Consider the following 26,106-nt stretch of genomic DNA (forward strand, 5'->3'; position numbering starts at 1 on the left):
CTTTCAAGTACAAGTTCGCCATTAACGAATGCGTTTGCTGAGTTGTGGTTTCTGTAGCACGTCAGGGATTTACCGTAGTTGCGCGAGGTCATCTGATACTGTTTTAACCCTATAATATTTTTTTCTGTATAACTTTAACTAGGCTCGCTTCCGCCTCGTCCGGGGCAAAAAAAGAGCCACCACAGGAGACAAAACATGCGCAAGCACTTCGGCTTGTCCGCGGCCGCCGCCGCCGTTGCCCTGACCCTGCCGCTGCTGGCCAGCGCCCAGGTCAAGGTGGGTGTGACGGTGTCCAGCACCGGCCCCGCCGCGTCGCTGGGCATCCCCGAGCGCAACACCGTCGCGCTGCTGCCCAAGGAAGTGGCCGGCCAGAAGATCGAGTGGATCGTCCTGGACGACGCCACCGACACGACCCAAGCCGTCAAGAACTCGCGCAAGCTGGCGTCCGACGACAAGGTCGACGTGCTGATCGGCACGTCGGTCACGCCGGGCTCGCTGGCCATGGTGGACGTGGCCGCCGAAGCCAAGGTGCCGATGATCAGCGTGGCCGCCAGCGCCAAGATCGTCGAACCCGTGGACGACAAGCGCCGCTGGGTCTTCAAGACCCCGCAGAACGACGCCCTGATGGCCGGCGCGCTGGCCGACGCCATGGCCAAGTCCAAGGTCAAGACGCTGGGCTTCATCGGCTTTGCCGACGCCTACGGCGACGGCTGGCTGGATGTGATGCAGAAGGCCGCCAAGGCCAAGGGCATCGAGATCGTCTCCATCGAGAAATACAGCCGCACCGACACCAGCGTCACCGGCCAGGTGCTCAAGCTGATCGGCGCCAAGCCCGACGCCATCCTGATCGCCGGCGCCGGCACCCCGTCCGCGCTGCCGCAAAAGGAACTGAAGGCCCGCAACTACGGCGGCACCATCTACCAGACCCACGGCGCCGCCAACAACGACGTGCTGCGCGTCTGCGGCAAGGACTGCGACGGCATGTACCTGCCGGCCGGCCCGCTGCTGGTCGCGGCCCAGCTGCCCGACAGCAACCCGGTCAAGAAGTCGGCCCTGGCCTACGTCGAGACCTACGAGAAGGCCAACGGCGCTGGTTCGACCAACACCTTCGGCGGCCACATGTGGGATGCCGGCCAGCTGGTCGTGGCCGCGCTGCCCGTGGCCCTGAAGACCGGCGCCAAGCCGGGCACGCCGGAGTTCCGCGCCGCCATGCGCGACGCCCTGGAAAACATCAAGGACCTGCCCGCGTCGCAAGGCGTGTTCAACATGTCGCCGACCGACCACGCCGGCTTTGACGAGCGTTCGCGCGTCATCGTCAAGGTGGAAGGCGGCAAGTGGGTCTACCAGCCCGGCCTGTAATCCCCCTGGATTGCCCGATCCACGGGCGCCTCTTGTGGTGCCCGAGCAATGCTTCGCACCGGCCTCTCCGGCCGGTGTGTCGTATCAGTGTTCCGGGCGGGGTCGGAACACCAAGAATCAATAAGGTTGTTAGATGGATTCCTCAATTGCGCTGATTCTGCTGCAAGACGGTATCGTCAACGGCGCCATCTATGCCCTGCTGGGCATGGCGCTGGTGCTGGTGTTCGCCGTTACGCGCGTCATTTTCATTCCCCAGGGCGAGTTTGTGGCGTTCGGCGCCCTGACGCTCGCGATGCTGGTGGACGGCAAGGTGCCCGGCACCGCCTATCTCTTACCGCTGCTGGGCGCCGTGTGCCTGGCGCTTGAACTGCTGCGCGCGCTGCGGACCCGCAGCGCGGCAGGCCTGCCCAAGGCCCTGGTGACCTGTCTCGTCCTGCCGCTCGCGCTGCTGTGGCTGACGGTCACCTATACCGCCGCCGGCAATTCCCTGTGGCTCAACATGCTGTTGACGCTGCTGCTGGTGATCCCGATGGGCCCGATGGTCTATCGCATCGTCTACCAGCCGCTGGCCGAGGCCACCGTGCTGGTGCTGCTGATTGTCTCGGTGGCGGTGCACTTCGCGCTGACCGGCCTGGCCCTGGTGTTCTTCGGCGCCGAAGGCTGGCGCACGCCCGCGTTCGTGAGCGGCCAGGTCGACCTGGGCTTCACCACCTGGTCGGCGCAGAGCCTGTTCGTGGTCGCGACCTGCGCGCTGCTGATCATCGCGCTGTGGCTGTTCTTCGGCAAGACGCTGTACGGCCGCGCGCTGCGCGCCACCGCCGTCAACCGCCGCGGCGCTCGCCTGGTGGGCATCAGCACCACCATGTCGGGCAGCCTGACCTTCACGCTGGCCACCGCCATCGGCGCCATGTCCGGCATGCTGATCGCGCCCATCACCACGGTCTACTACGACACGGGCTTCCTGATCGGCCTGAAAGGCTTCGTCGGCGCCATCATCGGCGGCCTGGCCAGCTACCCCGTGGCGGCCGCCGGCTCGCTGCTGGTGGGCGTGCTGGAATCGTTCTCGTCCTTCTGGGCCAGCGCCTACAAGGAAGTGATCGTCTTCACCTTGATTATCCCGGTTCTGGTCTGGCGTTCGTTCAGCACCCATCACGTGGACGAAGAGGAATAAACGCCATGAACCGCATTCTGCTTGCCGTCTTCATCGTCGTCCTGGCGGGGCTGCCGCTGCTGCCGGTCACGCCCGAGTTCTGGGTGACGCAATTGAACTACATCGGGCTGGCCAGCCTGGTGGTGCTGGGGCTGGTGCTGCTGACCGGCGTCGGCGGCCTGACCTCGTTCGGCCAGGCCGCGTTCGTCGGCCTGGGCGCGTACACCACCGCCTACCTGACCACGCAATACGACGTGTCACCCTGGCTGGCGCTGCCCGCCGGCCTGATCCTGACCGCCGTGGTGGCGTACCTGCTGGGCGCGATCACGCTGCGCCTGTCGGGCCACTACCTGCCGCTGGGCACCATCGCCTGGGGCCTGTCGCTGTACTTCCTGTTCGGCAACCTCGACTGGCTGGGCAAGCATGACGGCATCGCCGGCATCGAGCCCATCAGCATCTTCGGCATGTCGCTGGCCAGCGGCCGCCACATCTACTACCTGATCTGGGTGTTCGTGCTGCTGGCGCTGTGGGCGACCCGCAACCTGCTGAACTCGCGTCCCGGCCGCGCCATCCGCGCGCTCAAGAGCGGCGCCGGCATGGCCGAGTCGATGGGCGTGAACACGGCCGCCTACAAGGTCGTGATCTTCGTCTGGGCCGCGCTGCTGGCCTGCGTCTCGGGCTGGCTCTACGCGCACATGCAGCGCGCCGTCAGCCCCAGCCCGTTCGGCATCAACTACGGCATCGAGTACCTGTTCATGGCCGTGGTCGGCGGCGCAGGCTACGTCTGGGGCGCGCTGCTCGGCTCCAGCGTCATCCTGGTGCTGAAGGACCAGCTGCAGAACCTGCTGCCCAAGCTGCTGGACACCAACGCCAACTTCGAGATGATCGTCTTCGGCGTGCTGCTGATCCTGATGCTGCAATACGCCCGCAACGGCCTCTGGCCGATCCTGGCGGGCTGGTGGGGCAGCATCACCGGCGCCGACGGCTCGCGCCGCAACCTGGCCCCGCCCAAGCCGGCGCCGGCGCTGCCGCTGCGCGCGCGGCCGCAGGCCGGGCAGGTGGTGCTGGAAGTGGACGCCATCCGCAAGGAATTCGGCGGCCTGGTCGCCGTCAACGACATCAGCTTCAAGGTCCGCTCCGGCGAGATCATGGGCCTGATCGGCCCCAACGGCGCCGGCAAGAGCACCACCTTCAACCTGATCAGCGGCGTGCTGCCGGTGACGCGCGGCCAGGTCACGTTCATGAGCGAGCGCATCGACAGCCGCTCGGCGCGCGAGATCGCCAAGCTGGGCGTGGGCCGCACCTTCCAGCACGTGCAGCTGCTGCCGGGCATGACGGTGCTGGAGAACGTCGCGCTGGGCGCGCACCTGCGCTCCGACGTGGGCGTGTGGGCCGGCGCCCTGCACACCGACCGCGCACGCGAGGCGCAGCTGCTGCACGAGGCCGCCGAGCAGATCAAGCGCGTCGGCCTGGGCGAATATCTCTACGAGCAGGCGGGCAATCTGGCGCTGGGCCAGCAACGCATCCTGGAAATCGCGCGGGCCCTGGCCAGCGATCCGGTGCTGCTGTTGCTGGACGAGCCGGCCGCCGGCCTGCGCTACAAGGAAAAGCAGGACCTGGCGCGCGTGCTGGAACAGTTGCGCGCCGAGGGCATGAGCATTCTGCTGGTGGAACACGACATGGATTTTGTGATGCGCCTGACCAACCACCTGGTGGTGATGGATTTCGGCACCAAGCTGGCCGAAGGCGTGCCGGCCGAGGTGCAACAGAACCCGGCGGTGCTGGAAGCCTACCTGGGCGGCATCGACGACGACCTGCCCGAAGCCGACCAGGCCAAGCCGGTGTCCGCGGGAGGCGTGCAATGACGACGTCCAAACCCGTTCTCGAAGTCAGCAACCTGTCGGCCCGCTACGGCAAGGTCGGTGCGCTGGCCGGCGCCACGCTGACGGTCCCGGCCGGCAGCATCGTCACCGTGATCGGCGCCAACGGCGCCGGCAAGTCCACCATGCTGAACGCCATGATGGGCGCCTTGCCCCAGACCGGCCACGCGGCCGGCACGGTGCAATACGCCGGCACCGACGTGTCGAGCTGGCCGGTCGAGCGCCGCGTCGCCGCCGGCATGTCGCTGGTGCCCGAGCGGCGCGAGCTGTTCGGCAGCATGTCGGTCGAAGACAACCTGCTGCTGGGCGGTTTTCGCCGCTACCGCGCCCGCGAAAGCGGCTGGCGCGACACGCTCAACGAAGTCTTCGACCTGTTCCCGCGCCTGCGCGAACGCCGCGCCCAGCAGGCCGGCACGCTGTCGGGCGGCGAGCGCCAGATGCTGGCGGTCGGCCGCGCGCTGATGGCCAAGCCGGCGCTGCTGATGCTGGACGAGCCCAGCCTGGGCCTGGCGCCGCGCATCGTGCGCGAGATCTTCCACATCATCGCGCGCCTGCGCGAGACCGGCGTGGCGATCCTGCTGGTGGAGCAGAACGCGCGCGCGGCGCTGCAGGTGGCCGACTACTGCTACGTGCTCGAAACCGGCGAAGTCATCCTGCACGGCCCGGCGCGCGAGCTGGCCGGCGATCCCAAGGTGATCGAGAGCTATCTCGGCCTGGGCAAGGGCGCGGAGCAGGCCGAGGCCTGATGCCCAAGGCGAGGCGGACGCGTCAGTCCGCCTCGCGTTCAAATACTTCGACCACGCGGAAGCGTTCGCACACCAGCAGCAGGTCCGGCGCGTAGCCGCCATTGCGGTCGAAATAGGCGATGTGTTCGGCGCGCCAGACGTCGTAGGGCCCTTCGCCCTCGGCCAGGGCGAAGGCTTCGTCCACCTCGTCGAAGCGCTGGATCACGATACTGAGCGTCTCGATGGCGCAGGCCGGACGGCCGCGGCCGTCCAGCACCACGTCGCGCCGGCCCGGCTCGGGCACCGGTTCCTTCTCGTCGAAGTCGCGCAGCGCGCCGCAGGTGGCGGTCTTGGCGCCGGACAGCACCAATGCCAGCAGTTCGTCGGCCAGTTCGGGCGAATCGCCGAACTGGAAGGTCACGGCGTTTTCGTAAGGGGCGGGCGGTTTCATGCCGGCAGCGTCCAATGCAGAATCAGTTCCTGGCCCATCGCGGGGTCGGAGGTGGAGGGGGCGCCGGTCTCGAGGCGTCCAGCCATACGGCGGATGAAGCCGGGCGCGTCGTCGGCGCGCACGCTGAAGTCGTACCAGCCGCCGCTGGCGGCCAGGTCCCAGGCCAGGGTGGCGCCGACGCCGGGTTCCAGCGCCGGTTCATGGTGGCCGGCGTAGCCGTAGGCGTTGGCTTCGACCTGGAAGCCGCGCGGCAGCGTGCCCGGGTTGTGCAGCTTCAGGCGCAAGGTCGGCCCGGCGGGATCGCAGATGGCCTCGACCGACAGCGGCTCGGTGTCCGCGTGCAGCCGGCCCGCGACGTGGCGATGAAAGCCATTGGGGCCGAGCAGCCACAGATCGTAGCGGCCGTCGTTGCCCGCCACGGGCCAGCTGGCTTCCAGATGCCTGCCGGCCTCGAGGGTGTAGCGGCGCGGGCCGTCCTCCAGGCGCAGGCGGTCGTACACATGCAGCACGGCGCCGGCGGCGCCGCTGTTGTCCATGCGCAGCGTGATGCTGTCCTTGCCGGCGCGGGCCTGCGCCGACAGCGCGTACGGCAGCGCCCGCGACGGCCGGATGCCGGCCTGCTGACGCGCCAGCGCGGGCCGCTCGGGCGCGGGCGGCGTGATGGTGCCGGGCAGGGCGGCGGCCTGCGCCGCGCGCGCGGCGGTGGCCGGCAGGCCGCGCGTCAGGTTGGCCTCGTCGGGCGTGGCGAAATCGAAGATCGAGGTCAGGTCGCCGCAGACCGCGCGGCGCCACGGCGAGATGTTGGGTTCGGCGACGCCGAAGCGGCGCTCGACGAAGCGCAGCACCGAGGTGTGGTCGAACACTTCCGAGTTGACCCAGCCGCCCTTGGTCCAGGGCGACAGCACGTACATCGGCACGCGCGGGCCGAGGCCGTAGACGCCGTGCAGGTGGGCGGCCGTATCGTCCTTTTCGGTGCCGGTGACGATCTCGTGGTATTCGCCGGCGGTGTCCACCGTCGACGCGCCAGCCAACTGGCCGTCGCGGCCGCGCGAAGGCGGGGCGGGCGGCGGCATGTGGTCGAAGAAGCCGTCGTTTTCGTCGAACATCAGCAACAGGACGGTCTTGCTCCAGACCTCGGGATTGGCGGTCAGCGCGTCCAGCACCTTTGCCGTGTAGTCCGCGCCCTGCGCCGGGCTGGAGGGGCTGGGATGCTCGGAGCCGGCCTTGGTGGCGCACATCCACGACACCTGCGGCAGCGTGCCGTCCAGCACGTCCTGGCGCAGCAGGTCCAGGCCGCGGGTGGTCAGCGCCTTGTCCTTGAGCGCGGCCAGCGAGCCGGGCAGGCCGTGGAATGCGTCGCGGTAGGCCTTGAAGCCGGCGGTCGGGTTGAGCGAGTAGTTGTCCGCCATGTCCTGGTAGATGCGCCAGCGGATGCCGGCGCGCTCCAGGCGCTCGGGATAGGTGGTCCAGGTGTAGGCGCCGGCCGGATCGCCGCCGCCCAGCTTGTTGTAGGTGTTGCCCAGCGCCGGGCCGTGGCCGCGGCCCAGGCCGTCGTTGGTGCCGCTCCAGACGAACAGGCGGTTGGTGTTGGTGCCGCCGGTGAACGAACAGTGATAGGCGTCGCACACGGTGAAGGCGCGCGCCATGGCGTACTGGAACGGCATGTCCGCTTCGGTGTAGTACGCCATTGAATGGTTCTTCTTGGCGGCCGGCCACTGGCCCATGCGGCCGGCATCCCAGGCGTCCTGGGCGTTGGACCAGGTGTGCGGCGTGCTGGCCACGCGCATGGCCTCATAGGCCTCGCGGGTGTCGAGACGGAACGGCAGCACGCTGCGCGGCGCGCCGTCGTCGGGACGGCCGTTGTATTGCGCCCAGACCGTGCGGCGCTCGAAGTCGGGACTGGCGGGCGCCGGGATCGGAAAGCGGTCGCCGAAGCCGCGCACCCCGGCGAGGCCGCCGAAGTAGTGGTCGAACGAACGGTTTTCCTGCATGAAGATGACGATGTGCTCGACGTCTTCGATCGTGCCCTTGCGGCGGTTGGCGGGAATCGCCAGCGCGCGGCGGATGGAGGCGGGCAGCAGCGCCAGGGCGCTGCCGGCGCCGGCGATCGCGGCGCCGCCGCGCAGGAACTCGCGTCGGGATTGCATGCGGGATCTTCCTTGTCATGCGGCGCCACCCGGGGCGGGCGGCGCGGTCCGCCGCGCCGCGGCCGGTGGGCTTATTGCTTGCGGGTGCTTTCGGCGTAGTCCATGTACAGCTTGTGGGCGCGGCGCGCCAGCGGACCATATTCCAGCTTGCGGTCTTCGACGCGGTTCACGTGCACCACCTTGCCGTAGTTGCCGGACGAGAACACTTCGTCGGCGGCCTCGATGTCGGCGCGCGTCAGGCTGCGCTCCTGCACCTCGACGCCGTCGGCCTTGAGCAGCGCCAGCACGCGGCGGCGCGTGATGCCGTTCAGGAAGGTGCCGTTGTCCACCGGGGTCGAGACCACGCCGTCCTTGGCGATCCACAGATTGCTGGAGGCGAACTCGGCGACGTTGCCGGCGCCGTCCAGCATGATGGCGTTGTCGAAGCCCTTGTCCATCGCCTCGCGGATGGCGCGCTGGCCGTTGGGGTACAGGCACGAAGCCTTGGCGTCGGTCGGCGCCATGTTGGGCCACGAGCGCGCGAAGCTGGAGAAGCAGGCGGCAAAGCCCTGTTCGCCCGGCATCGGCACCTTGAAGACGTGCAGCACGAACTGGGTCTTGTCGGCGTCGGGCAGCAGGAAGCCGTCGGCGCAGAAGAACATCGGCTTGATGTAGAGCTCGCTGCCTTCGGGGAACTTGGCCACGGCCTGCAGGCACAGCGACTGGATTTCCTGCCACGAGATCTGCGGCTTCATCAGCATCTTTTCGGCCGAGCGCACCACGCGCTGGCAGTGCAGGTCGAGGTCGGGCGTCAGGCCGCGGAACGCGCGCGCGCCGTCGAAGACCATGCTGGCCATCCAGAAGGCGTGATCGGCGGGGCCGAGCAGTTTGGGGTTTTCAGGGGTCCAGTGACCGTTGTGCCAGAACAAGGCGTCCATGATGGGTTTCCTTCGGGGGTATCGGGTGGCGCGACAATGGCGCCGAAACGTCAGGATACATGAGGCGCGGACCGTCTCACTCCTTGTCGAGCGCCGCCTGCACCCGTTCGGCCGCATCGGCCGGCATCCATTGCCGCCAGACCGGGCCGTATTGCTTGAGGAAGTAGCGCGCCGCCTCCTCGGGCTCCTTGCCCTCGGTCTCCAGCCAGCCCAGCGTGGCGTCGATGGCGTCGCCAGGAATGGTGAGCTTGGCCAGGAACGCGGCCAGCTGCGGCGCCTCCTTGGCGAAGGCGCTGTTGACGCCGGTGACCACGGGGTTGGGCTTGAATTCGGTGGCCACCGGTTTGGCGCACTTGGGATCGGTCAGGCAGGTATAGGCGGTCTGGTCGAAGGCCGGCAGTTCCAGCTTGACCAGGTCGAGCGCGCCGACCAGCGCGGTGGGCGTCCAGTAGTAGAAGACGATGTCGCGCTTGCGCTTGTAGGCCGACAGGATGGCGGCCTTCTGCGCCGCGCCGGAACCGGGCGCGAACAGGCTGTAGTCGCGGTCCAGGCCCAGCGCGCGCAGCAGGTTGTCGTTCAGCGTGCCGCAGGCCCAGCCCGCGGGGCAGCCGTAGATGCGGCCGCGGCCCGGATCCTCGGGGTCGGCGAAGACCTGCTTGAAGCGCGCGAGGTCCGCCGCCGACTTCAGGTCGGGATGGCGCTGCACGGTATAGCGCGGCACGTACCAGCCTTCGCCGGCGTCGTAGACATGGCCCAGGCCCTGCACGCGGCCGCTGGCCAGCGCCTTCTTCCAGGCCACTTCGATCTGCCCCGGCCACACTTCTGGCGTGACGTCGACATCGCCGCGCTGCAGCGCGGCCAGCATGGGCAGCGTCTCGCCGATCTCGACGCTGGTCTTGCAGCCGTAGCCGTGCTCCATCACGTAGCGCTCGATGCCGGCCAGCACCAGATTGGATTCCCAGTTCAGGCCGCTGAAGCGGACCGGGCGGTCGACTTCGCAGACCGGCTTGGCGGCGTGGGCCGCGGCCGGCGCGAGCAGGGCGGCGGACAGCGCCAGGGCGCCCGCGAGCAAAGGCTTCATGCGCATGATGGAGCACCTTTCTGATTGCGTGCCGGTCATTGTAAAGGCCCCATGCAATCGGGGCCGCGTTCAGCGGCCCCGAGGGTCAGGCAGGCGATGCGGCCGGCGGCCGCGCGCATTACGCGCGCGCCGCGCGCCGCTTCTCGATCAGCGCGCCGATCTCGCCCACGATGCCGCGGCGGAACGCCAGCACGCAGATCACGAAGATCAGGCCGATCACGATGGTGACCGATTCGCCCAGGCGCAGGAACCAGTCGACACCGGTCAGGCTGGCCATCATCTGGCCGAAGTCGCCGACCTTGTTTTCGAGCAGCACCACGATGAACGCGCCGAGGATCGGCCCGGTCAGCGTGCCGAGCCCGCCGATCAGCGTCATCAGGATCACCAGGCCCGACATCTGCCAGGTGGCGTCCGACAGCGTGGCCGACACGAACACCAGCGTCTTGGTGGCGCCCGCCAGGCCGGCGATGGCGGCCGACAGCACGAAGGCCAGCAGCTTGAAACGGTCGACGTCATAGCCCAGCGATATCGCGCGCGGCTCGTTCTCGCGCAGCGCCTGCAGCACCTGGCCGAACGGCGAATGCACCGTGCGCCAGATGATGAAGTAGCCGATGATGAACACGCCCATCACCAGGTAGTACAGGTTCAGGTCCTTGGACAGGTCGATGATGCCCAGCAGCGTGCCGCGCGGCACGCTCTGCAGGCCGTCTTCGCCGCCGGTGAACTTGGCCTGCAGGAAGAAGAAGAACACCATCTGCGCCAGCGCCAGCGTGATCATGGCGAAGTAGATACCGCTGCGGCGGATCGCCAGCGCGCCCATCGCCAGGCCCAGCAGCGCGGCCACCGCGACGCCGAACAGCAGGCCGATCTCGGTCGGCACGCCCCACACCTTGAGCGCATGGCCGGCCGCGTAGGCGGCGCTGCCCAGGAAGGCGGCGTGGCCGAACGACAGCAGGCCGGTGAAGCCCAGCAGCAGGTTGAAGGCGCAGGCGAACAGGGCGTAGCACATGATCTTCATGGCGAAGATCGGATACACCCCGACGAAGGGAAGAATGGCCACCACGACGGCCAGGACCGCATAGCCCAGGAATTGACGATTCATTTCTCTTTTCCGAACAGCCCGGCCGGGCGGAGCAACAGGACAATGGCCATGATGATGAAGACGACCGTGCTGGACGCCTCGGGCCAGAACACCTTGGTCAGGCCCTCGATCACGCCCAGGCCCAATCCGGTGACGATGGCGCCCATGATGGACCCCATGCCGCCGATCACGACCACCGCGAACACCACGATGATGAGGTTGGAGCCCATCAGCGGCGAGATCTGCAGCACCGGCGCGGCCAGCACGCCGGCAAAGCCGGCCAGCGCCACGCCGAAGCCGTAGGTCAGCGTGATCATGCGTGGCACGTTGACGCCGAAGGCCTCGACCAGCCGCGGGTTCTCGGTGCCGGCGCGCAGCAGCGCGCCCAGGCGGGTGCGCTCGATCACGAACCAGGTCGCCAGGCACACCACCACCGACGCCGCCACCACCCAGCCGCGGTAGTTCGGCAGCACCATGAAGCCCAGGTTGGTGGCGCCGCGCAGCGCCTCGGGCGTGGGATAGGGCTGGCCCGACACGCCGTAGAAGCTGCGGAACAGGCCTTCGATCAGCAGCGTCAGCCCGAAGGTCAGCAGCAGGCCGTAGAGGTGATCGAGCTTGTACAGGTGTTTGAGCAGCAACTTTTCAATGAGGATGCCGAACAGCCCGACGACCAGCGGCGCCAGGATCAGCATGACCCAGTAATTCAACCCCAGGTACGACAGCCCCATCCAGGCGACGAAGGCGCCCAGCATGTAAAGCGCGCCGTGCGCGAAGTTGATGACGTTCAGCAGTCCGAAGATAACCGCCAGGCCGAGCGACAGCATGGCATAGAACGAACCGTTGACCAGTCCCAGCAGCAACTGGCCGAACAAGGCCTGTATGGGGATGCCGAAAATATCAGTCATCTTGTGAAAATCCTGCGCGTACGAAGGGAAGCGGGCAAATTCAAGATGCGACCTGGCCGCGCGGGCCAGATCGCATCAAGGGGTCGCATCGACGGGAATTACTTCTTGACCAGCTTGCAGGTCGACTCGGACAGCTTGGTGTAGACCTCGTCGCCCGGCAGCGTGGCGACGACCTTGTAGTAGTCCCACGGGCCCTTCGATTCGGCCGGCGTCTTCACCTGCATCAGGTACATGTCATGGATCATGCGGCCGTCTTCGCGCACGTAGCCGCCCTGGGTGAAGAAGTCGTTGATCTTGTTCGACTTCATCCACTTCATGAGCGTGTCGGCGTCGTCGGTGCCGGTGGCCTTCACGCCGTTCAGGTAGAACGTGACCGACGAGTAGTCACCGGCCTGCAGCATGGAGGGCTTGCGGCCGACCTTGGCCTCGAACTTCTTGGCCCAGGCGCGCGAGGCGTCGGATTGATCCCAGTACCAGCCATCGGTCAGGTACATGCCCTGGGTGGCTTCCAGGCCGAGCGAGTGCACGTCGTTGATGAACACCAGCAGGCCGGCCATCTTCATCGTCTTGGTGACGCCGAATTCATTGGCGGCCTTGATCGAGTTGATGGTGTCGCCGCCCGCGTTGGCCAGGCCCAGGATCTGCGCCTTGGACGACTGCGCCTGCAGCAGGAACGAGGAGAAGTCGGAGGCGCCCAGCGGTGCGCGCACCTGGCCCTTGACCTCGCCGCCGGCGGCCTTGACCACCGCCATCGTGTCGCGCTCGAGCGCGTGGCCGAAGGCGTAGTCGGCCGTCAGGAAGAACCAGCTCTTGCCGCCGTCCTTCACCACCGCCGAACCGGTGCCGCGCGCCAGCGCCACGGTGTCGTAGGCGTAGTGCACGGTGTAGGGCGAACATTGGGCGTTGGTCAGGTCGGAAGCGCCCGCGCCGATGGCGATGAAGGGCTTCTTCTTTTCCGCCGCGACGGCGGCCATCGCCAGGCTGGTGGCCGAGTTGGTGCCGCCGATGATGACATCGACCTTCTGCTGGTCGAACCATTCACGGGCGCGCGCCGAGGCCACGTCGGCCTTGTTCTGGTGGTCGGCCGACAGCACTTCGATCTTCTTGCCGTTGACGTTGCCGCCGAAGTCCTCGATCGCCATGCGGATCGCTTCCAGGCCGGCCTTGCCGTCGATGTCGGAATACACGCCCGACATGTCGGTGATGAAGCCGATGCGGATGACATCGTCGGAGATGCCTTGCGCCAGGGCGGGTGCCCCGGCAAATCCCAGGCCCGCCATGGCCAGTGCAGCAGTGATGGTGTGCAGCTTCATGGGATGACTCCTCTTCCCTTTGGTATATGGGATGCCGGGAAACCGGCGGGTGACAGGTTGTCTTAGACGCCCAGCAGTTCGTTGAGCGTGTCCTGTTTTTCTGAAAGTTCCGACGCTTCGAAGTGCTCGACGATCTGGCCATGCTCCATGACGTAGAAGCGATCGGCCAGCGGCGCGGCGAAGCGGAAATTCTGTTCCACCATGACGATGGTGTAGCCGCGCTGCTTGAGCGCGGTGATCATGCGGGCCAGCGCCTGCACGATGACGGGCGCAAGGCCCTCCGAGATTTCGTCCAGCAGCAGCAGGTTGGCGCCGGTGCGCAGGATGCGCGCCACCGCCAGCATCTGCTGCTCGCCGCCCGACAGGCGCGTGCCGGGCGAATGCCGGCGTTCGAGCAGGTTGGGGAACATGTCGTAGATCTCGGCCAGCGACATGCCGCCGCCGAGCGAGCCGACCACGGGGGGCAGCAGCAGGTTCTCTTCGCACGACAGGCTGGCGAAGATGCCGCGTTCCTCGGGGCAGTAGCCCACGCCCAGGTGGGCGATCTTGTAGGTGGGCAGGTCGATGGCCTCGGTGCCATGGATGCGCACCGAGCCCTTGCGCGAGCCGGTCAGGCCGAGGATGGCGCGCAGCGTGGTGGTGCGGCCGGCGCCGTTGCGGCCCAGCAGCGTGACGACCTCGCCTTGCCCCACGCGCATATCCACGCCATGCAGGATATGCGATTCCCCGTACCAGGCCTGCAGGCCCGAGATTTCCAGTGCCGGGGTGCTCATGCGTGTGCTCCTTGCAGTTCGCCGTCGGTGGTGCCCATGTAGGCCTGCATCACGGCGGGATGGCGGGACACTTCGGCGTAGGAACCCTCCGCCAGCACGGCGCCGCGCGCGAGCACGGTGATGGTGTTGGCGATAGAGGACACGACGTTCATGTTGTGTTCGACCATCAGGATGGTGCGGCCGGCGCTGACGCGCTTGATCAGCTGCGTGACGCGGTCCACGTCTTCGTGGCCCATGCCCTGCGTCGGCTCGTCCAGCAGCATCAGCTCGGGCTCCATCGCCAGCGTGGTGGCGATCTCGAGCGCGCGCTTGCGGCCGTACGGCAGGTTCACGGTGGTCTCGTCGGCGAACGCGCCCAGGTCGACCTGTTCCAGCAGCGCGCGGGCCGGCTCGTCGAGCGCGGCCAGGCGCTTGTCGCTGCGCCAGAAGTGGAACGACAGCCCGGTCTTGCGCTGCAGGCCGATGCGCACGTTCTCAAGCACGGTCAGGTGAGGAAACACCGCCGAGATCTGGAACGAACGGATCACGCCGCGCCGCGCGATCTGCGCCGGGCGCTCGCCGGTGATGTCGATGCCGTTGAACTTGATGCTCCCCGAGGTGGGGGAGAGAAACTTGGTCAGCAGGTTGAAGCATGTCGTCTTGCCCGCGCCGTTCGGCCCGATCAAGGCATGAATCTCGCCCCGCTTGATACGCAAATCGACCCCATTGACCGCGACAAAACCGCGGAATTCCTTGGTGAGGCCTTTTGTCTCCAGGATCGTGTCGTCCATGTCCGCTGCACCGGCGTTGTATTTATATGGACCCTGCCCGGCGTTATGCGCTGAGCCCCCGCGGGGTAAAGAAAATCATGGAAACGCCACGGTTTTCTATAAGAGTTGCCGGCGAGTATGCGCACCTCTGAATCAAAATTCCATGAGGGTTTGTCATAGGTTTTGCGGTGCGGAAAGGTGAATTGTCGGATCGTGGACAATTCGCATTGGCATTGGGTGAAAACCCGATGCGACCTCGCAATGCATTGCAGCAAATTCGTATTGATCGTCATCAATTCGTCATCGCCGCGCGCATCGGGGAAAACCCGGTTTTCGCCGATGCGCGATGTCTTGCCGCGCGGATATCGCGCAGCGCGCCAGCCGCTTCAGGCCGGCGTCTTGTCCTTGTATTCGCACAGGTCGGAAATACCGCATTGCGGGCATTTCGGTTTGCGCGCCACGCACACGTAGCGGCCCTGCAGAATCAGCCAGTGGTGCGCGTCCTGCATATATTCGCGCGGCACGAATTTCTCGAGCTTGAGCTCGACTTCCAGCACGTTCTTGCCCGGCGCGATGCCGGTGCGGTTGGAGACGCGGAAGATATGCGTGTCGACCGCCATGGTGGGCTGGCCGAAGGCGGTGTTCAGCACCACATTGGCGGTCTTGCGGCCGACGCCCGGCAGTGCTTCCAGCGCCTCGCGCGTCTGCGGCACTTCGCCGCCGTGCTGCTCGATCAGCAGGCGGCAGGTGGCGATCGCGTTCTTGGCCTTGGTGCGATACAGGCCGATGGTCTTGATGTAGTCGGACAGGCCTTCCTCGCCCAGCGCCAGCAGCGCCTGCGGCGTGCCGTAGGCGGGAAAGAACTTGCGGGTGGCGATGTTGACCGACTTGTCGGTGGCCTGGGCCGACAGCAGCACCGCGATCAGCAGCTGGAACGGCGTGTCGTATTCGAGCTCGGTGGTCGGATGCGGATTGGCAGCCTGCAGGCGGGCGAAGATCTCTCGGCGTTTGGCGGCGTTCATGGGCGCGGGGTGTTGCGGCGGGCGCGGGCGCGGGCCAGCGCGGATTCGATGGCGGCGCGCTTGCGGTCGTCCTGCTGCGCGTCGTCGGTGGCGGGGGCGGCGGGCGTGGCCGCCGCCGCGGGTTCGGGCGCCATCAGGCGCGCGTTGTCGGCGGCCAGGCGCTCCATGCGCGCCTGGTGGCGGCGATGGCGCTGGCGGCCGGCGGCGGCGTCCTCGGCGCTCCAGGCGCGGCCGGCGGGCACCATCTGGATGCAGTCCACCGGACAGGGCGCCACGCACAGGTCGCAACCGGTGCACCAGTCGGCCAGCACGGTGTGCATGTGCTTGTTGGCGCCGACGATGGCGTCGACCGGGCAGGCCTGGATGCACAGCGTACAGCCGATGCAGTGCGCCTCGTCGATGCGCGCCACCAGCAGCGGGCCGGGCTCGCCGCGGCTCAGGTCGAGCGGCAGCGCGGACGTCTGCAGCAGGGCGGCGAGCGCGGCGATGCCTTCGTCGCCGCCCGGCGGGCAGCGGTTGATGGGCGCATCGCCGGCGGCGATGGCGTCGGCATAGGGCCGGCAGCCGTCATAGCCGCACTTGGTGCATTGCGTCTGGGGCAGCAGGGCGTCGACGCGGTCGGCGAGTGAACGACAGGACATGGCGAACAGTGAAAAGCGTAAGGCGCCGCGCGGGCGCGAAACCGGGCGTGGCCGCGCGGGCGGGAAAACAGGCAATGCCCGTCGGGCATTAAAACAAACGGGGCCCTTCAGGCCCCGTGGACTACGGTTCGGCAAGGACGGATCGCCCTAGGCCGACTGCCGGATGAATTCCGCGATTTTAGGACAGATCATTTCGCGCCAGCGGCGGCCCGAGAAAATCCCGTAGTGGCCGCAGTTAGGAGCGGTGTAGTGCATCTTGCGGTCGGCCGGGATGTTCTTGCACAGCTTGATGGCCGCGCGCGTCTGGCCCTGGCCGGAAATGTCGTCCAGCTCGCCTTCGATGGTGAACAGCGCCACCTTCTTGATGTCGGCCGGGCGCACCAGCTGGCCGTCGACTTCCCAGGTGCCGTTGGGCAGCGCGAATTCCTGGAACACCATGCGGATGGTGTCCAGGTAAAACTCGGCCGGCATGTCCAGCACGGCGTTGTATTCGTCGTAGAAGCGGCGGTGGGCCTCGGCGTCGCTGTCGTCGCCGCGCAGCAGGTCCAGGTAGAAGTCGTAGTGCGACTTCATGTGGCGGTCGGGATTCATGGCCATGAAGCCGGCGTGCTGCAGGAAGCCCGGGTAGACCTTGCGGCCCGACCCCGGATAGCGCGGCGGCACCGGGTGGATGACCTGGTTCTCGAACCACGAATAGGGCTTGGTGGTGGCCAGGCGGTTCACTTGCGTGGGCGACTGGCGCGGATCGATCGGGCCGCCCATCATGACCATGCTGCGCGGCTGGCAGGGATCGTTGGCCGAGGCCATCAGCGACACGGCGGCCAGCACCGGCACCGTGGGCTGGCAGACCGAGATCACGTGCACGTCCGGCCCCAGGTGGCGGATGAAATCCTGCACGTAGCGCACGTAGTCGTTCAGGTGGAACGGGCCGGCCGACAGCGGCACCATGCGCGCGTCGATCCAGTCGGTGACGTAGACGTCATGGCCGGGCAGCAGGGCGCGCACGGTGTCGCGCAGCAGCGTGGCGTGGTGGCCGGACAGCGGCGCCACCAGCAGCACCTTGGGATCGTCCTGCGGGGTCTGGCGCACGTCGCGGTGGAAGTGCACCAGGCGGCAGAAGGGCTTGTCCAGCACGACCGATTCGGTGACCCGCACCGACTTGCCGTTGATGTCCGTGGCCGGCAGGTTCCAGGCGGGTTTCTGGTATTCCTTGCCGATGCGCGTCATCAGCTCGTATCCCGCGGCCATCTGGCGCGAGATCGGAGTGTAGGCGAGGGGGCTATAGGGGCTGGAGAACAGCTGGGAACCGGCATCCGTGAAAGCAGCGAACGGAGTCAGGAAGGCGCGCTGCATTTCGTGCAATTGGTACAGCATTTGGGGAAGTCCTTCTGGGTCGTGCGTGTGCCCCGATTATTGCGCCGGGGAGTAACGGTATTTCCAATTTGTCTGACGAAAGCGCCCGAAAACCGGATTTTGTGTTGCGAAAATGCGACCCGTCATCCCTTGCGCACCAGTTTAGGGCGGAATCCAGGGGCGCCGGCGGCATAAAAAGGGGGATTTCCGTCCTAGGCCGGACGGGCCAGGGGCCGATCCGACTGGGGCGGGGACTCACCAGTAGTTTTCCACCGCGAGGTTGCCGGGGATGCCGCGGCGGCCCGGCTTGAAGCCGCGTTCGCCCAGCAACTTGCGGGCATCGGCCAGCATGTCCGGATTGCCGCAAAGCATGATCTTCGCTTGCTCCGGGTCCAGCGGCAGGCCCGCCAGGCGTTCCAGTCCGCCGTCGGCGATCAGGGTGGTCAGGCGCGCCTGCGGCATGCCGGGCAGCGCCTCTCGGGTGGCGATGGGCAGGTAGATCAGCTTGTCCGGTTCGGCCGCGAACAGCTCGCTCAGGGACGGATCATTGCGCCAGCCTTCGATTTCCTCGCGGTAGGCCAGCTCCGCCGCGGTGCGCACGCCGTGCACCAGCACGATGCGGCGATAGGCGCGCCAGACGGCCGGATCGCGCAGGATCGACAGGTAGGCCGACAGGCCGGTGCCGGAGGCCAGCAGCCAGAGGTCGCCGCCGGGCGCGAAGCGCTCCAGCGTCAGGAAGCCGTAGGGCGCTTTTTCGACATAGAGCGCGTCGCCCGGCTGCAGCCGCGCCATGCGCGGGCTGAACAGGCCCTCGGGCACCACGATGGAATAGAACTCCAGCCAGGGCTGGTGCGGGGCCGACACCATCGAGTAGGCGCGCCACAGGGTGGGCGGGCCGGCGGGATCCTCGGCGCCGGGCAGACCGACCCGGGCGAACTGGCCCGGCTGGAAGGCATACGCGTCGTCGCGCGTGACGCGCACCGAGAACAGCTTGTCGGGCACCCAGGTATGGACGTGGGTAACGGTCTGGCGCGTGTATTTGGAATCGTCGGTCATCGGGGCATCGCGCGTCGCGAGGCCTGGGCGGCCCCGCGCTCGCGGATTATTTTTCCAGGTATTGCAGCTTGTCCTGCTTGCCGTTCCATTCGTCGGCGTCGGGCAGCGGCTTCTTGGCGCGGCTGATGCTGGCGAACTCGGGCGAGAGCTCGGCGTTCAGGGCGATGAAGTTGAGCTGGTCCTGCGGCACGTCTTCCTCGGCGTAGATGGCGTTGGCCGGGCATTCGGGGATGCACACGGCACAGTCGATGCACTCGTCGGGGTCGATCACCAGGAAGTTCGGACCCTCACGAAAACAGTCCACCGGGCATACGTCGACGCAATCGGTGTACTTGCACTTGATACAGTTTTCGGTGACTACGTGGGTCATTCTCAGGAACTCCGGGCAGGCGGCATTTGTGTCTTGTTGGGCGGATTTTACCCAATGCGGCGCCAAACCGCCGCCAATACCCGTGTTGACATCGTGGCGCATTGGGGTATTGCGGGGTCCCGCTGTGCTATGGTGTCGCGAAACGATACGCGTAATCATGATAATCACCTCGCTGCTCGACACCGACCTGTACAAATTCAGCATGATGCAGGTGGTGCTGCATCAGTTTCCCGCTGCCCAGGTCGAGTACCGTTACAAGTGCCGCACGCGCGGGGTCAACCTGCGTCCCTACCTGGATGAAATCCGCGAAGAAGTGCACCAGCTGTGCCAGCTGCGCTTCACCGAGGACGAACTTAAATATCTGGGTGGCTTGCGTTTCATCAAAAGCGACTTCGTCGATTTCCTCGAACTGTTCCATCTGCCCGAGCGCTGCATCAGCATCGAAGAGGGCGAGGGGCCGGGCGAGATCAGCATCGAGGTCAAGGGCCCCTGGCTGCACACCATCCTCTTCGAGATCCCGGTGCTGGCCATCGTCAACGAGGTCTACTTCCGCAACACGCGCAAGAACCCGGACTGGGCCGAGGGCCGCAAGCGCCTGCAATCCAAGATGCACCTGGTGCTGGACGACCCGGCGCTGGCCGATTTCCGCGTGGCCGAATACGGCACCCGGCGCCGTTTCTCCAAGGTCTGGCACGAAGAGATCGTCTCGACCATGAAGGCTCAGATGGGTCCGCACTTCGCCGGCACCAGCAACGTGCTGCTGGCCAAGCAGCACGAGGTGCTGCCGCTGGGCACCATGGGCCACGAATACCTGCAGGCCTGCCAGGCGCTGGGTCCGCGGCTGCGCGATTCGCAGGTGTTCGCGCTGGAGGTGTGGGCCAAGGAATACCGCGGCGACCTCGGCATCGCGCTGTCGGACGTCTATGGCATGGACGCCTTCCTGCGCGACTTCGACATGTATTTCTGCAAGCTGTTCGACGGCGCGCGGCACGACTCGGGCGATCCCTTCGTCTGGGGCGAGCGGCTGCTCGAGCACTACCGCAAGAACCGCGTCGACCCGCGCGCCAAGACGCTGGTGTTCTCGGATTCGCTGACCTTCCCGCGCGCCATCGAACTGGCGCGCCAGTTCGCCGGGCGCTGCAAGGTCTCGTTCGGCATCGGCACCAACCTGACCAACGACCTGGGCCACGAACCGCTGCAGATCGTCATGAAGATGGTCCGCTGCAACGGCCAGCCGGTGGCCAAGGTGTCCGACGCGCCCGAGAAGACCATGTGCGACGATCCGGCCTACCTGGCCTATCTGCGCCAGGTGTTCCAGCTGCCGCCCGCCTAGCGGGGCCCGGCCCGGGCAGGGTAAAGTTCGCCATTCTTCGCATTGTTCAACCCGCAACTCGTCATTAGGGGAATATTCATGAGCAGCATCAAGCGCTTCCACGTCGCCAAGCGCCTGTCGGACATGGCCGTCTACAACGGCGTCGCGTACCTGGCGGGCCAGGTGCCGGACGATTCCACGCTGGACATCACCGGCCAGACCGAGCAAGTGCTCGCCACCATCGATCGCCTGCTGGCCGAAGCCGGCACCGACAAGACCAAGATCCTGATGGCCCAGATCTACGTGGCCAACATGAAGGAATTCGACGGCATGAACAAGGCCTGGGACGCCTGGGTCGCCGACGGCAACTCGCCCCCGCGCGCCACCGTCGAGGCCCGCCTGGCCAACCCCGACTTCAAGGTCGAGATCGTCGTCACCGCCGCCATCGCCTGATCGGCGCGGACGCACGATGAAAAGCCCTCCGGCAGGCCGGAGGGCTTTTTTTATTCCTGGACGCCTCGCGTGGCGTCACCCCGCCGTCAGCAGCAGGCCCGCGAGCAGGCCGCCGGCTTCTTCGCAGCGCGCCAGCTCGGCCGGCGCGACGGTCTTGGGGGCGGCGATCTGTTGCGGCGTCTGTGCGCCCAGATTGACGATCAGCGGCGGAGCCACGGCCCGCAGGCGCCAGCCGGTGCAGATGCGCTCCACCTGGCGCGCCGCGCCGGCGCCATCGCTGCCGGCGCTGACCAGGCAGGCGTAGGGGCGGCCGGCGATGCGGTCCAGCGCGCCGTAGTAGCAGCGGTCGAAGAATGCCTTCATTTCGCCGCTCAGGCTGGCCAGGTTCTCCGGCGCGCAGAACAGCAAGCCGTCGCTGGCTAGCACCTCGTCCACCCCGGCATCCGCGGCGCGGCGCAGCGTCACCGCCAGTTCGTCCGGCTGTTCCAGCAGCGCCGCCGCCGCGGCCGCGCCCCGGGCGGCGGCCTCGGCCATCTGGCGGGCCGCGCCGGTGCGGGAGTGCCACACGATCAGCAGCCGTTTCATGCGTAGCGCGCCAGGGGGTCCTGGCGGTAATAGGCGCGCAGCAGGCCGAACCATTCCGGCAGCGCCTCGGCCATCGGGTGGGGATCGACGAAGAAGTGCTCGGAACTGACGGCGAAGAACTCGGCCTCGTCGGTGGCGGCGTAAGGGTCGAGCGGCAAGCGGCCGTACCAGGCGTCGGCCTCGGCGCTTTCCGGATCCACGTCGTGCGGAATGGCGGCCTCCACCGCGTCCACCGCGGCGATGAAGCGGTCCAGGCTGTCGTCCAGGACGCGGCGCCAGTCGCGCGGCTTGAGATCGCCGTGCGCCGCCAGCGACGGCATGCCGTCGGCAAAGCCGGATTGCAGGTCGAGCTTGTGCGCGAACTCGTGGATCACCACGTTGAAGCCGCCTTCGGACAGTTGCGTGTCCTCCCAGGACAGCACCAGCGGGCCGCCGTCCCAGGCCTCGCCGGCGGCATCCTCCAGGTATTCGTGCATCACGCCGTCCTCGTCCATCTGCTTGCGCGGGATGCGGAATCCGGCCGGATACACGATGATTTCGTCCCAGCCCTCGTACAGCGTGGGCGTCAGGTTCAGGATCGGCAGGCTGGCCTGGGCGGCGATAGACAGCCGCATGAAGTCGGTGACCTCCAGGCCCTGGGCGCCATTGATCGTCTTGCTGGCCAGCAGCCAGGCCGAGCGCGCCAGCAACTGCGCGGATTCATCGGCGTCCAGCGCCGCCAGGAAGGGGTGGGCGTCCAGCACCTGCCGCCAGAGTTCGGGCGCGATCCGGGCCTGCATCTGCGCCACCTCGGCGGCGCGCGCACCCCGGCCCTTGAGCCAGCGCAACATAAGCTTGGGTTCCTTGTATATGTGCCCGGTGGTTGCCGGGGTTTTCAGCGTTGATTCCTAGTGTAGAGTGTCGGAATCTTCGATTACCGTAACCGCAATACTCCCGCGATGTCCGCCCCGCCCGTTCCTGATGCGCCTTCGCCTTTCGACGCTTCCTGGCGACAGGAGGCGGGGGCGGGGCTCGACGCCGATGGCCTTGCGCTTATCGACCAGGCGGTGGCCTGGTCGGTTCCCCGCTTCGAGGGCCAGCAGGCCCTGACGGGCGAACCGCTGGCCTCGCACGGCGCGGGCGTGGTGCGGATCTTGGCGGGCCTGCATACCGATGCGGCCACGCGCGCCGCGGCCCTGCTCGCGGCCTTGCCGACCGACCTGACCGTGCCGGCGCCCGCGCTGCGCAACGACCCGGTCGCCACGGCCTTCGGCGCCGAGGTTGCGCGCCTGGTCCAGGGCACCCGGGCCCTGCTGCGGCTGGGCGTGGTGGCGCGGCAGGCCAGCGACGCGGTGGCGGAAACCGGCTCGCAGAAGGAAATGCAGCGCAAGATGCTGCTGGCCATGGCGGCCGACCTGCGCATCGTCCTGATGCGCCTGGCCTCGCGCCTGCGGACCCTGCGCTGGCACGCCGAAAGCAAGACTCCCTGTTCGACCGACTTCGCCCGCGAGACCCTCGACCTGTACGCGCCGCTGGCCAACCGCCTGGGCATCTGGCAGATCAAGTGGGAAATGGAAGACCTGGCGTTCCGCTTCCTGGAGCCCGACCGCTACAAGCAGATCGCCCGCCTGCTCGAGGAAAAGCGGGTCGAGCGCGAAGCCTTCATCGCCGGCGCCATCGAGCGCCTGCAGACGGCGCTGGCCAAGCATGGCATCGACGCCGAGGTCAGCGGCCGGCCCAAGCACATCTACAGCATCTGGAACAAGATGCGGGTCAAGCGCCTGGACTTCTCCCAGATGTACGACCTGCGCGCGCTGCGCATCATCGTCGACGACGTGCGCGCCTGCTACACGGCGCTGGGCATGGTCCACGAGATGTGGACGCCGCTGTCCGACGAGTTCGACGATTACATCTCGCGGCCCAAGCCCAACGGCTACCGCTCGCTGCATACGGTGGTGGCCGACGACGACGGCCGCCCGTTCGAGGTGCAGATCCGCACCCGCGAGATGCACCAGTTCGCCGAGTACGGCATGGCCGCGCACTGGCGCTACAAGGAAGCCGGCGCCAAGGGCGGGCAGGTGGCCGCCTCCAGCGAATACGACCGGCAACTGGCCTGGATGCGCCAGCTGCTGGCCTGGAACAGCGACGTCGAGGCGGGCGATGCGCCCGCCGCCGACACGCCCGAGACGGCCAGGCCGGCCGCCGCCAGGTCCGGCCCGGGCAAGAGCCGCCACGCCGCCGCCGCGCCCGCGCCGACGGACGAGCGCATCTACGTGCTGACGCCGCAGGCGCGCGTGATCGAGTTGCCGGCCGGCGCCACGCCGGTCGACTTCGCCTATCACCTGCACACCGACCTGGGCCACCGCTGCCGCGGCGCGCGCGTCGATGGCCAGATGGTGCCGTTGCAGACGCGCCTGGCCACCGGCCAGACGGTCGAGATCATCTCGGCCAAGTCGGGCGGCCCGTCGCGCGACTGGCTCAACCCGCAGCTCGGTTTCCTGGCCAGCCCGCGGGCCCGCGCCAAGGTGCGCATGTGGTTCAACGCCATCGAACTGCAGCAGCGCATCACGCAAGGCCAGGCGCTGGTCGAAAAGGAATTGCAGCGGCTCGGCAAGACCGCCGTCAATCTCGAACAGCTGGCGCAGAACCTCGGCTTTGCCCGCGCCGACGACCTTTATGTCGCCGCGGCCAAGGAAGAATTCAGCCTGCGGCAGATCGATGCCGTGTTCCAGCAGCCGGGGCCGGCCGTCGAGCCGCAGCCGGCGGCGCTGCGCCACGCCAGCGCCGGCAGCGCCGAGAAGAGCGGCAAGAGCGGGGTGCTGGTGGTGGGGGTGGGCTCGCTGCTGACGCAGCTGGCGCGCTGCTGCCGTCCGGCGCCGCCCGATGCCATCGCCGGTTTCGTGACGCGCGGGCGCGGCGTGTCGATCCACCGCAGCGACTGCCACAGCTACCTGGCGCTGGCCGCGCGCGAACCCGAGCGGGTGATCGAGGTGGCCTGGGGCGAGACCCCGGCCGACACGTTCTACCCGGTCGACATCAGCGTGCGCGCGCACGACCGTTCCGGCCTGCTGCGCGATCTGTCCGAAGTGTTCGCGCGCCTGCGCCTGAACGTGGTGGGCGTGAACACGCAGAGCCGGCAGTCGCTGGCCCACATGGTGTTCACGGTGGAAGTGCGCGGCGGCGAATCGCTGGCCCGCGCGCTCGATGCGCTGGCCGAGGTGCCGGGCGTGTCGTCGGCGGCGCGCCGCTAGCCCGGCGCGGCATCCTGGAGGGAGAGGTCCCAAGGCAGGCCATCCGGGATGGAGCCCGGATGCAGGCCGCGCGGGACAGAATGCGGAAGCGGCTGCCCGGGCCATCGAGGCCCGGGCGCATCCCGGCGAAGTTCAGTGGTCCAGGTTCTCGTGAGCGCGTTCACGCATGAAGAACGACGCCACCAGGCCCAGCGCCACGCCGAACATCACGTAGTAGGCCGGCGCCATCGGCGAGCCGGTGGTCTTGATCAGCCAGGTCACGATGAACTGCGCGAAACCGCCGAAGATCATCACCGCCACGTTATAGGCCAGCGACAGCCCGACCGAGCGCACCCGCGCCGGGAACAGCTCCGCCATGACGGTGCTGAACACGCCGAAGAAGGCCGACACGAAGAAGCACACCACGATCTGCACGGTCAGCAGGCGGCCGATCGACGGCGCGTCCGACAGCCAGTGATACAGCGGGTACAGCACCAGCAGGTAGCCGATCAGCGAACCGATCACCAGCGGCCGACGGCCGACGCGGTCGGACCAGGCGCCCATGAACGGCGTCAGCAGCACCATCAGCGCCGCGCCCGCCATCTGCACCAGGAAGGTCTGGTTCAGCGGCAGCTTCAGGATCTGGGTCGAGTAGGTCACCAGGTAGGTGAAGGTGATGTAGATCGACACCGTCGCCGTCACCACCAGGCCCACGCCGATCAGGGTTTCGCGCGTGTGGGCGCGCACCATCTCGCCCAGGCTCAGGCGTTGCACCTCGCCGCGCGCGGCGGCCTGGCGCTCGTCTTCCTTCATCTGCTTGAAGGCGTCGGTTTCGTCGATGTTGCGGCGGATATAGATGGCGATGGGCACAATCACCAGGCCGAACGCGAACGGCAGGCGCCAGGCCCAGGCCGCGATCTGCTCCTGCGTGAAGAACTCGGTGATCAGGGTGCCGCAGGCCGCGCCCAGCAGCAGCGCCAGCATCTGCCCGGCCATCTGCCACGAGCCGTAGAAGCCGCGCCTGCCATTGGGGGCCATCTCGATCAGCAGGGCGGTCGAGGTGCCGAACTCGCCGCCGGCCGAGAAGCCCTGCAGCAGCCGCGCGATCAGGATGAAGATGGGGGCCAGGATGCCCGCCGCATGATAGGTGGGGGCCACGGTGATCAGGGCGATGGACACGGCCATCAGCGAGGTCACCAGCACCATCGCCGCCTTGCGGCCCTTCTTGTCGCCATACAGGCCCAGGATGATGCCGCCCACGGGGCGCATGAAGAACCCGACGCCGAAGATCGCGGTGGTCATCAGGATGGCGTTCAGCTCGCTGCCGGGAACGCTGGGATCGGTGGGGAAGAACAATTTCGAGATGATCGGCGTCATGAACGCGAACACCAGGAAGTCATACCATTCGAGGGCATTGCCAATGACTGCCGCCACGATGTTGCGCGTGGGAACTGCTTTGTGCTGCACGGATTCTCCTTGGGGGTTTACGGCTGGAATGGCGTCATTCTAGGCCTGTGTCCGCCTCGGACGGCCACGCGACCGCGGGACGCGGACGCGTCCTGGCTTTACACTCC

The 26,106-nt window shown here is 67.4% G+C and carries 24 protein-coding genes; 7 read left to right on the plus strand and 17 right to left on the minus strand.

The annotated features are described in order from the left end of the window. Positions 1 to 195 precede the first annotated feature (195 nt). The 4 genes from AOZ53_RS02880 to AOZ53_RS02895 all read left to right on the plus strand — a co-directional run bounded on the left by AOZ53_RS02880 (position 196) and on the right by AOZ53_RS02895 (position 5,135). Complete coding sequence (locus tag AOZ53_RS02880) at positions 196 to 1,359, plus strand: ABC transporter substrate-binding protein (protein WP_054429627.1); 1,164 nt, start codon at positions 196 to 198, stop codon at positions 1,357 to 1,359. Between the two features lie 133 nt (positions 1,360 to 1,492). Continuing rightward, positions 1,493 to 2,530 carry a branched-chain amino acid ABC transporter permease gene (locus AOZ53_RS02885; RefSeq protein WP_054429625.1) on the plus strand — a complete coding sequence of 346 codons (1,038 nt, stop codon included), beginning with the start codon at positions 1,493 to 1,495 and terminating at the stop codon, positions 2,528 to 2,530. A gap of 5 nt (positions 2,531 to 2,535) precedes the next feature. Beyond that, complete coding sequence (locus tag AOZ53_RS02890) at positions 2,536 to 4,374, plus strand: branched-chain amino acid ABC transporter ATP-binding protein/permease (protein ID WP_054486800.1); 1,839 nt, start codon at positions 2,536 to 2,538, stop codon at positions 4,372 to 4,374. Then, positions 4,371 to 5,135, plus strand: a complete 765-nt coding sequence (locus tag AOZ53_RS02895) for an ABC transporter ATP-binding protein (RefSeq protein ID WP_054486802.1) — start codon at positions 4,371 to 4,373, stop codon at positions 5,133 to 5,135. The genes AOZ53_RS02890 and AOZ53_RS02895 overlap by 4 nt, the downstream gene beginning before the upstream one ends. A 22-nt stretch (positions 5,136 to 5,157) precedes the next feature. Here the strand turns inward: AOZ53_RS02895 and AOZ53_RS02900 are convergent, their stop codons facing one another. The 14 genes from AOZ53_RS02900 to fdxA all read right to left on the minus strand — a co-directional run bounded on the left by AOZ53_RS02900 (position 5,158) and on the right by fdxA (position 18,973). Then, a complete protein-coding gene (locus AOZ53_RS02900; RefSeq protein ID WP_054429621.1) occupies positions 5,158 to 5,565 on the minus strand; it encodes an ASCH domain-containing protein in 408 nt (135 codons plus the stop codon). Continuing rightward, positions 5,562 to 7,712, minus strand: coding sequence for a phosphocholine-specific phospholipase C (locus tag AOZ53_RS02905; RefSeq protein WP_054486804.1), 2,151 nt, complete (start codon positions 7,710 to 7,712; stop codon positions 5,562 to 5,564). Before AOZ53_RS02905 ends, AOZ53_RS02900 begins: the two co-directional genes overlap by 4 nt. Positions 7,713 to 7,783: 71 nt before the next feature. Next, a complete protein-coding gene (locus AOZ53_RS02910; RefSeq protein WP_054429619.1) occupies positions 7,784 to 8,629 on the minus strand; it encodes a branched-chain amino acid aminotransferase in 846 nt (281 codons plus the stop codon). Positions 8,630 to 8,705: 76 nt separating this feature from the next. Continuing rightward, positions 8,706 to 9,716: an ABC transporter substrate-binding protein gene (locus AOZ53_RS02915; protein ID WP_054474951.1), complete on the minus strand. Its 1,011-nt coding sequence runs from the start codon at positions 9,714 to 9,716 to the stop codon at positions 8,706 to 8,708. Positions 9,717 to 9,828: 112 nt separating this feature from the next. Continuing rightward, positions 9,829 to 10,812, minus strand: a complete 984-nt coding sequence (locus AOZ53_RS02920) for a branched-chain amino acid ABC transporter permease (RefSeq protein WP_006389255.1) — start codon at positions 10,810 to 10,812, stop codon at positions 9,829 to 9,831. Further along, a complete protein-coding gene (locus AOZ53_RS02925) occupies positions 10,809 to 11,696 on the minus strand; it encodes a branched-chain amino acid ABC transporter permease (RefSeq protein WP_006393446.1) in 888 nt (295 codons plus the stop codon). The genes AOZ53_RS02920 and AOZ53_RS02925 overlap by 4 nt, the downstream gene beginning before the upstream one ends. A 98-nt stretch (positions 11,697 to 11,794) precedes the next feature. Beyond that, positions 11,795 to 13,009 (minus strand): ABC transporter substrate-binding protein, encoded by a 1,215-nt coding sequence (locus AOZ53_RS02930; protein ID WP_054429617.1) that lies wholly within the window; start codon positions 13,007 to 13,009, stop codon positions 11,795 to 11,797. A gap of 62 nt (positions 13,010 to 13,071) precedes the next feature. Further along, entirely contained in the window at positions 13,072 to 13,782 is a 711-nt protein-coding gene (locus AOZ53_RS02935) for an ABC transporter ATP-binding protein (protein ID WP_006393448.1), read from the minus strand. Then, positions 13,779 to 14,552: an ABC transporter ATP-binding protein gene (locus tag AOZ53_RS02940; protein WP_054429616.1), complete on the minus strand. Its 774-nt coding sequence runs from the start codon at positions 14,550 to 14,552 to the stop codon at positions 13,779 to 13,781. Before AOZ53_RS02940 ends, AOZ53_RS02935 begins: the two co-directional genes overlap by 4 nt. Positions 14,553 to 14,917: 365 nt before the next feature. Further along, positions 14,918 to 15,553, minus strand: a complete 636-nt coding sequence (gene nth, locus AOZ53_RS02945; RefSeq protein ID WP_054429615.1) for an endonuclease III — start codon at positions 15,551 to 15,553, stop codon at positions 14,918 to 14,920. Then, complete coding sequence (gene rsxB / locus AOZ53_RS02950) at positions 15,550 to 16,194, minus strand: electron transport complex subunit RsxB (RefSeq protein WP_054429614.1); 645 nt, start codon at positions 16,192 to 16,194, stop codon at positions 15,550 to 15,552. The genes nth and rsxB overlap by 4 nt, the downstream gene beginning before the upstream one ends. 147 nt (positions 16,195 to 16,341) lie before the next feature. After that, on the minus strand, positions 16,342 to 17,568 hold the full coding sequence (locus AOZ53_RS02955) for a polyhydroxyalkanoate depolymerase (protein WP_054429613.1): 1,227 nt from the start codon (positions 17,566 to 17,568) through the stop codon (positions 16,342 to 16,344). 234 nt (positions 17,569 to 17,802) lie between these two features. Continuing rightward, the gene (locus tag AOZ53_RS02960) at positions 17,803 to 18,603 is read right to left on the minus strand and encodes a ferredoxin--NADP reductase (protein WP_054429612.1); all 801 of its coding nucleotides are present in this window, start codon (positions 18,601 to 18,603) and stop codon (positions 17,803 to 17,805) included. A 46-nt stretch (positions 18,604 to 18,649) separates the two neighbouring features. Continuing rightward, the gene (gene fdxA, locus AOZ53_RS02965) at positions 18,650 to 18,973 is read right to left on the minus strand and encodes a ferredoxin FdxA (protein WP_006389264.1); all 324 of its coding nucleotides are present in this window, start codon (positions 18,971 to 18,973) and stop codon (positions 18,650 to 18,652) included. Positions 18,974 to 19,130: 157 nt separating this feature from the next. Here fdxA and pncB point away from each other — a divergent pair, with 157 nt between their 5' ends. After that, entirely contained in the window at positions 19,131 to 20,306 is a 1,176-nt protein-coding gene (gene pncB / locus AOZ53_RS02970) for a nicotinate phosphoribosyltransferase (protein ID WP_054429611.1), read from the plus strand. Between the two features lie 78 nt (positions 20,307 to 20,384). Further along, a complete protein-coding gene (locus tag AOZ53_RS02975; protein ID WP_054429610.1) occupies positions 20,385 to 20,738 on the plus strand; it encodes a RidA family protein in 354 nt (117 codons plus the stop codon). A 75-nt stretch (positions 20,739 to 20,813) separates the two neighbouring features. Here AOZ53_RS02975 and AOZ53_RS02980 read toward each other — a convergent pair whose 3' ends face one another. Then, positions 20,814 to 21,323: a flavodoxin family protein gene (locus tag AOZ53_RS02980; protein ID WP_054486806.1), complete on the minus strand. Its 510-nt coding sequence runs from the start codon at positions 21,321 to 21,323 to the stop codon at positions 20,814 to 20,816. Continuing rightward, positions 21,320 to 22,153, minus strand: a complete 834-nt coding sequence (locus AOZ53_RS02985) for a M90 family metallopeptidase (RefSeq protein ID WP_054474953.1) — start codon at positions 22,151 to 22,153, stop codon at positions 21,320 to 21,322. The genes AOZ53_RS02980 and AOZ53_RS02985 overlap by 4 nt, the downstream gene beginning before the upstream one ends. Before the next feature lie 108 nt (positions 22,154 to 22,261). On the opposite strand from AOZ53_RS02985, the gene AOZ53_RS02990 reads away from it, so the two are divergent. Further along, positions 22,262 to 24,553, plus strand: coding sequence for a RelA/SpoT family protein (locus AOZ53_RS02990; protein ID WP_054429607.1), 2,292 nt, complete (start codon positions 22,262 to 22,264; stop codon positions 24,551 to 24,553). A gap of 132 nt (positions 24,554 to 24,685) precedes the next feature. Here the strand turns inward: AOZ53_RS02990 and AOZ53_RS02995 are convergent, their stop codons facing one another. Beyond that, the gene (locus AOZ53_RS02995; RefSeq protein ID WP_054486808.1) at positions 24,686 to 25,999 is read right to left on the minus strand and encodes an MFS transporter; all 1,314 of its coding nucleotides are present in this window, start codon (positions 25,997 to 25,999) and stop codon (positions 24,686 to 24,688) included. Positions 26,000 to 26,106 lie beyond the last annotated feature (107 nt).

Source organism: Achromobacter sp. 2789STDY5608621 (assembly GCF_001299375.1).
Taxonomy (GTDB): Bacteria; Pseudomonadota; Gammaproteobacteria; order Burkholderiales; family Burkholderiaceae_B; genus Achromobacter; species Achromobacter insuavis.

What these genes read in the sequence shown, in the direction of transcription:
- AOZ53_RS02880 (WP_054429627.1), top strand. Translation starts at nt 196, where the DNA reads ATGCGCAAGCACTTCGGCTTGTCCGCGGCCGCCGCCGCCGTTGCCCTG.
- AOZ53_RS02885 (WP_054429625.1), top strand. Translation starts at nt 1,493, where the DNA reads ATGGATTCCTCAATTGCGCTGATTCTGCTGCAAGACGGTATCGTCAAC.
- AOZ53_RS02890 (WP_054486800.1), top strand. Translation starts at nt 2,536, where the DNA reads ATGAACCGCATTCTGCTTGCCGTCTTCATCGTCGTCCTGGCGGGGCTG.
- AOZ53_RS02895 (WP_054486802.1), top strand. Translation starts at nt 4,371, where the DNA reads ATGACGACGTCCAAACCCGTTCTCGAAGTCAGCAACCTGTCGGCCCGC.
- AOZ53_RS02900 (WP_054429621.1), bottom strand. Translation starts at nt 5,565, where the DNA reads ATGAAACCGCCCGCCCCTTACGAAAACGCCGTGACCTTCCAGTTCGGC.
- AOZ53_RS02905 (WP_054486804.1), bottom strand. Translation starts at nt 7,712, where the DNA reads ATGCAATCCCGACGCGAGTTCCTGCGCGGCGGCGCCGCGATCGCCGGC.
- AOZ53_RS02910 (WP_054429619.1), bottom strand. Translation starts at nt 8,629, where the DNA reads ATGGACGCCTTGTTCTGGCACAACGGTCACTGGACCCCTGAAAACCCC.
- AOZ53_RS02915 (WP_054474951.1), bottom strand. Translation starts at nt 9,716, where the DNA reads ATGCGCATGAAGCCTTTGCTCGCGGGCGCCCTGGCGCTGTCCGCCGCC.
- AOZ53_RS02920 (WP_006389255.1), bottom strand. Translation starts at nt 10,812, where the DNA reads ATGAATCGTCAATTCCTGGGCTATGCGGTCCTGGCCGTCGTGGTGGCC.
- AOZ53_RS02925 (WP_006393446.1), bottom strand. Translation starts at nt 11,696, where the DNA reads ATGACTGATATTTTCGGCATCCCCATACAGGCCTTGTTCGGCCAGTTG.
- AOZ53_RS02930 (WP_054429617.1), bottom strand. Translation starts at nt 13,009, where the DNA reads ATGAAGCTGCACACCATCACTGCTGCACTGGCCATGGCGGGCCTGGGA.
- AOZ53_RS02935 (WP_006393448.1), bottom strand. Translation starts at nt 13,782, where the DNA reads ATGAGCACCCCGGCACTGGAAATCTCGGGCCTGCAGGCCTGGTACGGG.
- AOZ53_RS02940 (WP_054429616.1), bottom strand. Translation starts at nt 14,552, where the DNA reads ATGGACGACACGATCCTGGAGACAAAAGGCCTCACCAAGGAATTCCGC.
- nth (WP_054429615.1), bottom strand. Translation starts at nt 15,553, where the DNA reads ATGAACGCCGCCAAACGCCGAGAGATCTTCGCCCGCCTGCAGGCTGCC.
- rsxB (WP_054429614.1), bottom strand. Translation starts at nt 16,194, where the DNA reads ATGTCCTGTCGTTCACTCGCCGACCGCGTCGACGCCCTGCTGCCCCAG.
- AOZ53_RS02955 (WP_054429613.1), bottom strand. Translation starts at nt 17,568, where the DNA reads ATGCTGTACCAATTGCACGAAATGCAGCGCGCCTTCCTGACTCCGTTC.
- AOZ53_RS02960 (WP_054429612.1), bottom strand. Translation starts at nt 18,603, where the DNA reads ATGACCGACGATTCCAAATACACGCGCCAGACCGTTACCCACGTCCAT.
- fdxA (WP_006389264.1), bottom strand. Translation starts at nt 18,973, where the DNA reads ATGACCCACGTAGTCACCGAAAACTGTATCAAGTGCAAGTACACCGAT.
- pncB (WP_054429611.1), top strand. Translation starts at nt 19,131, where the DNA reads ATGATAATCACCTCGCTGCTCGACACCGACCTGTACAAATTCAGCATG.
- AOZ53_RS02975 (WP_054429610.1), top strand. Translation starts at nt 20,385, where the DNA reads ATGAGCAGCATCAAGCGCTTCCACGTCGCCAAGCGCCTGTCGGACATG.
- AOZ53_RS02980 (WP_054486806.1), bottom strand. Translation starts at nt 21,323, where the DNA reads ATGAAACGGCTGCTGATCGTGTGGCACTCCCGCACCGGCGCGGCCCGC.
- AOZ53_RS02985 (WP_054474953.1), bottom strand. Translation starts at nt 22,153, where the DNA reads ATGTTGCGCTGGCTCAAGGGCCGGGGTGCGCGCGCCGCCGAGGTGGCG.
- AOZ53_RS02990 (WP_054429607.1), top strand. Translation starts at nt 22,262, where the DNA reads ATGTCCGCCCCGCCCGTTCCTGATGCGCCTTCGCCTTTCGACGCTTCC.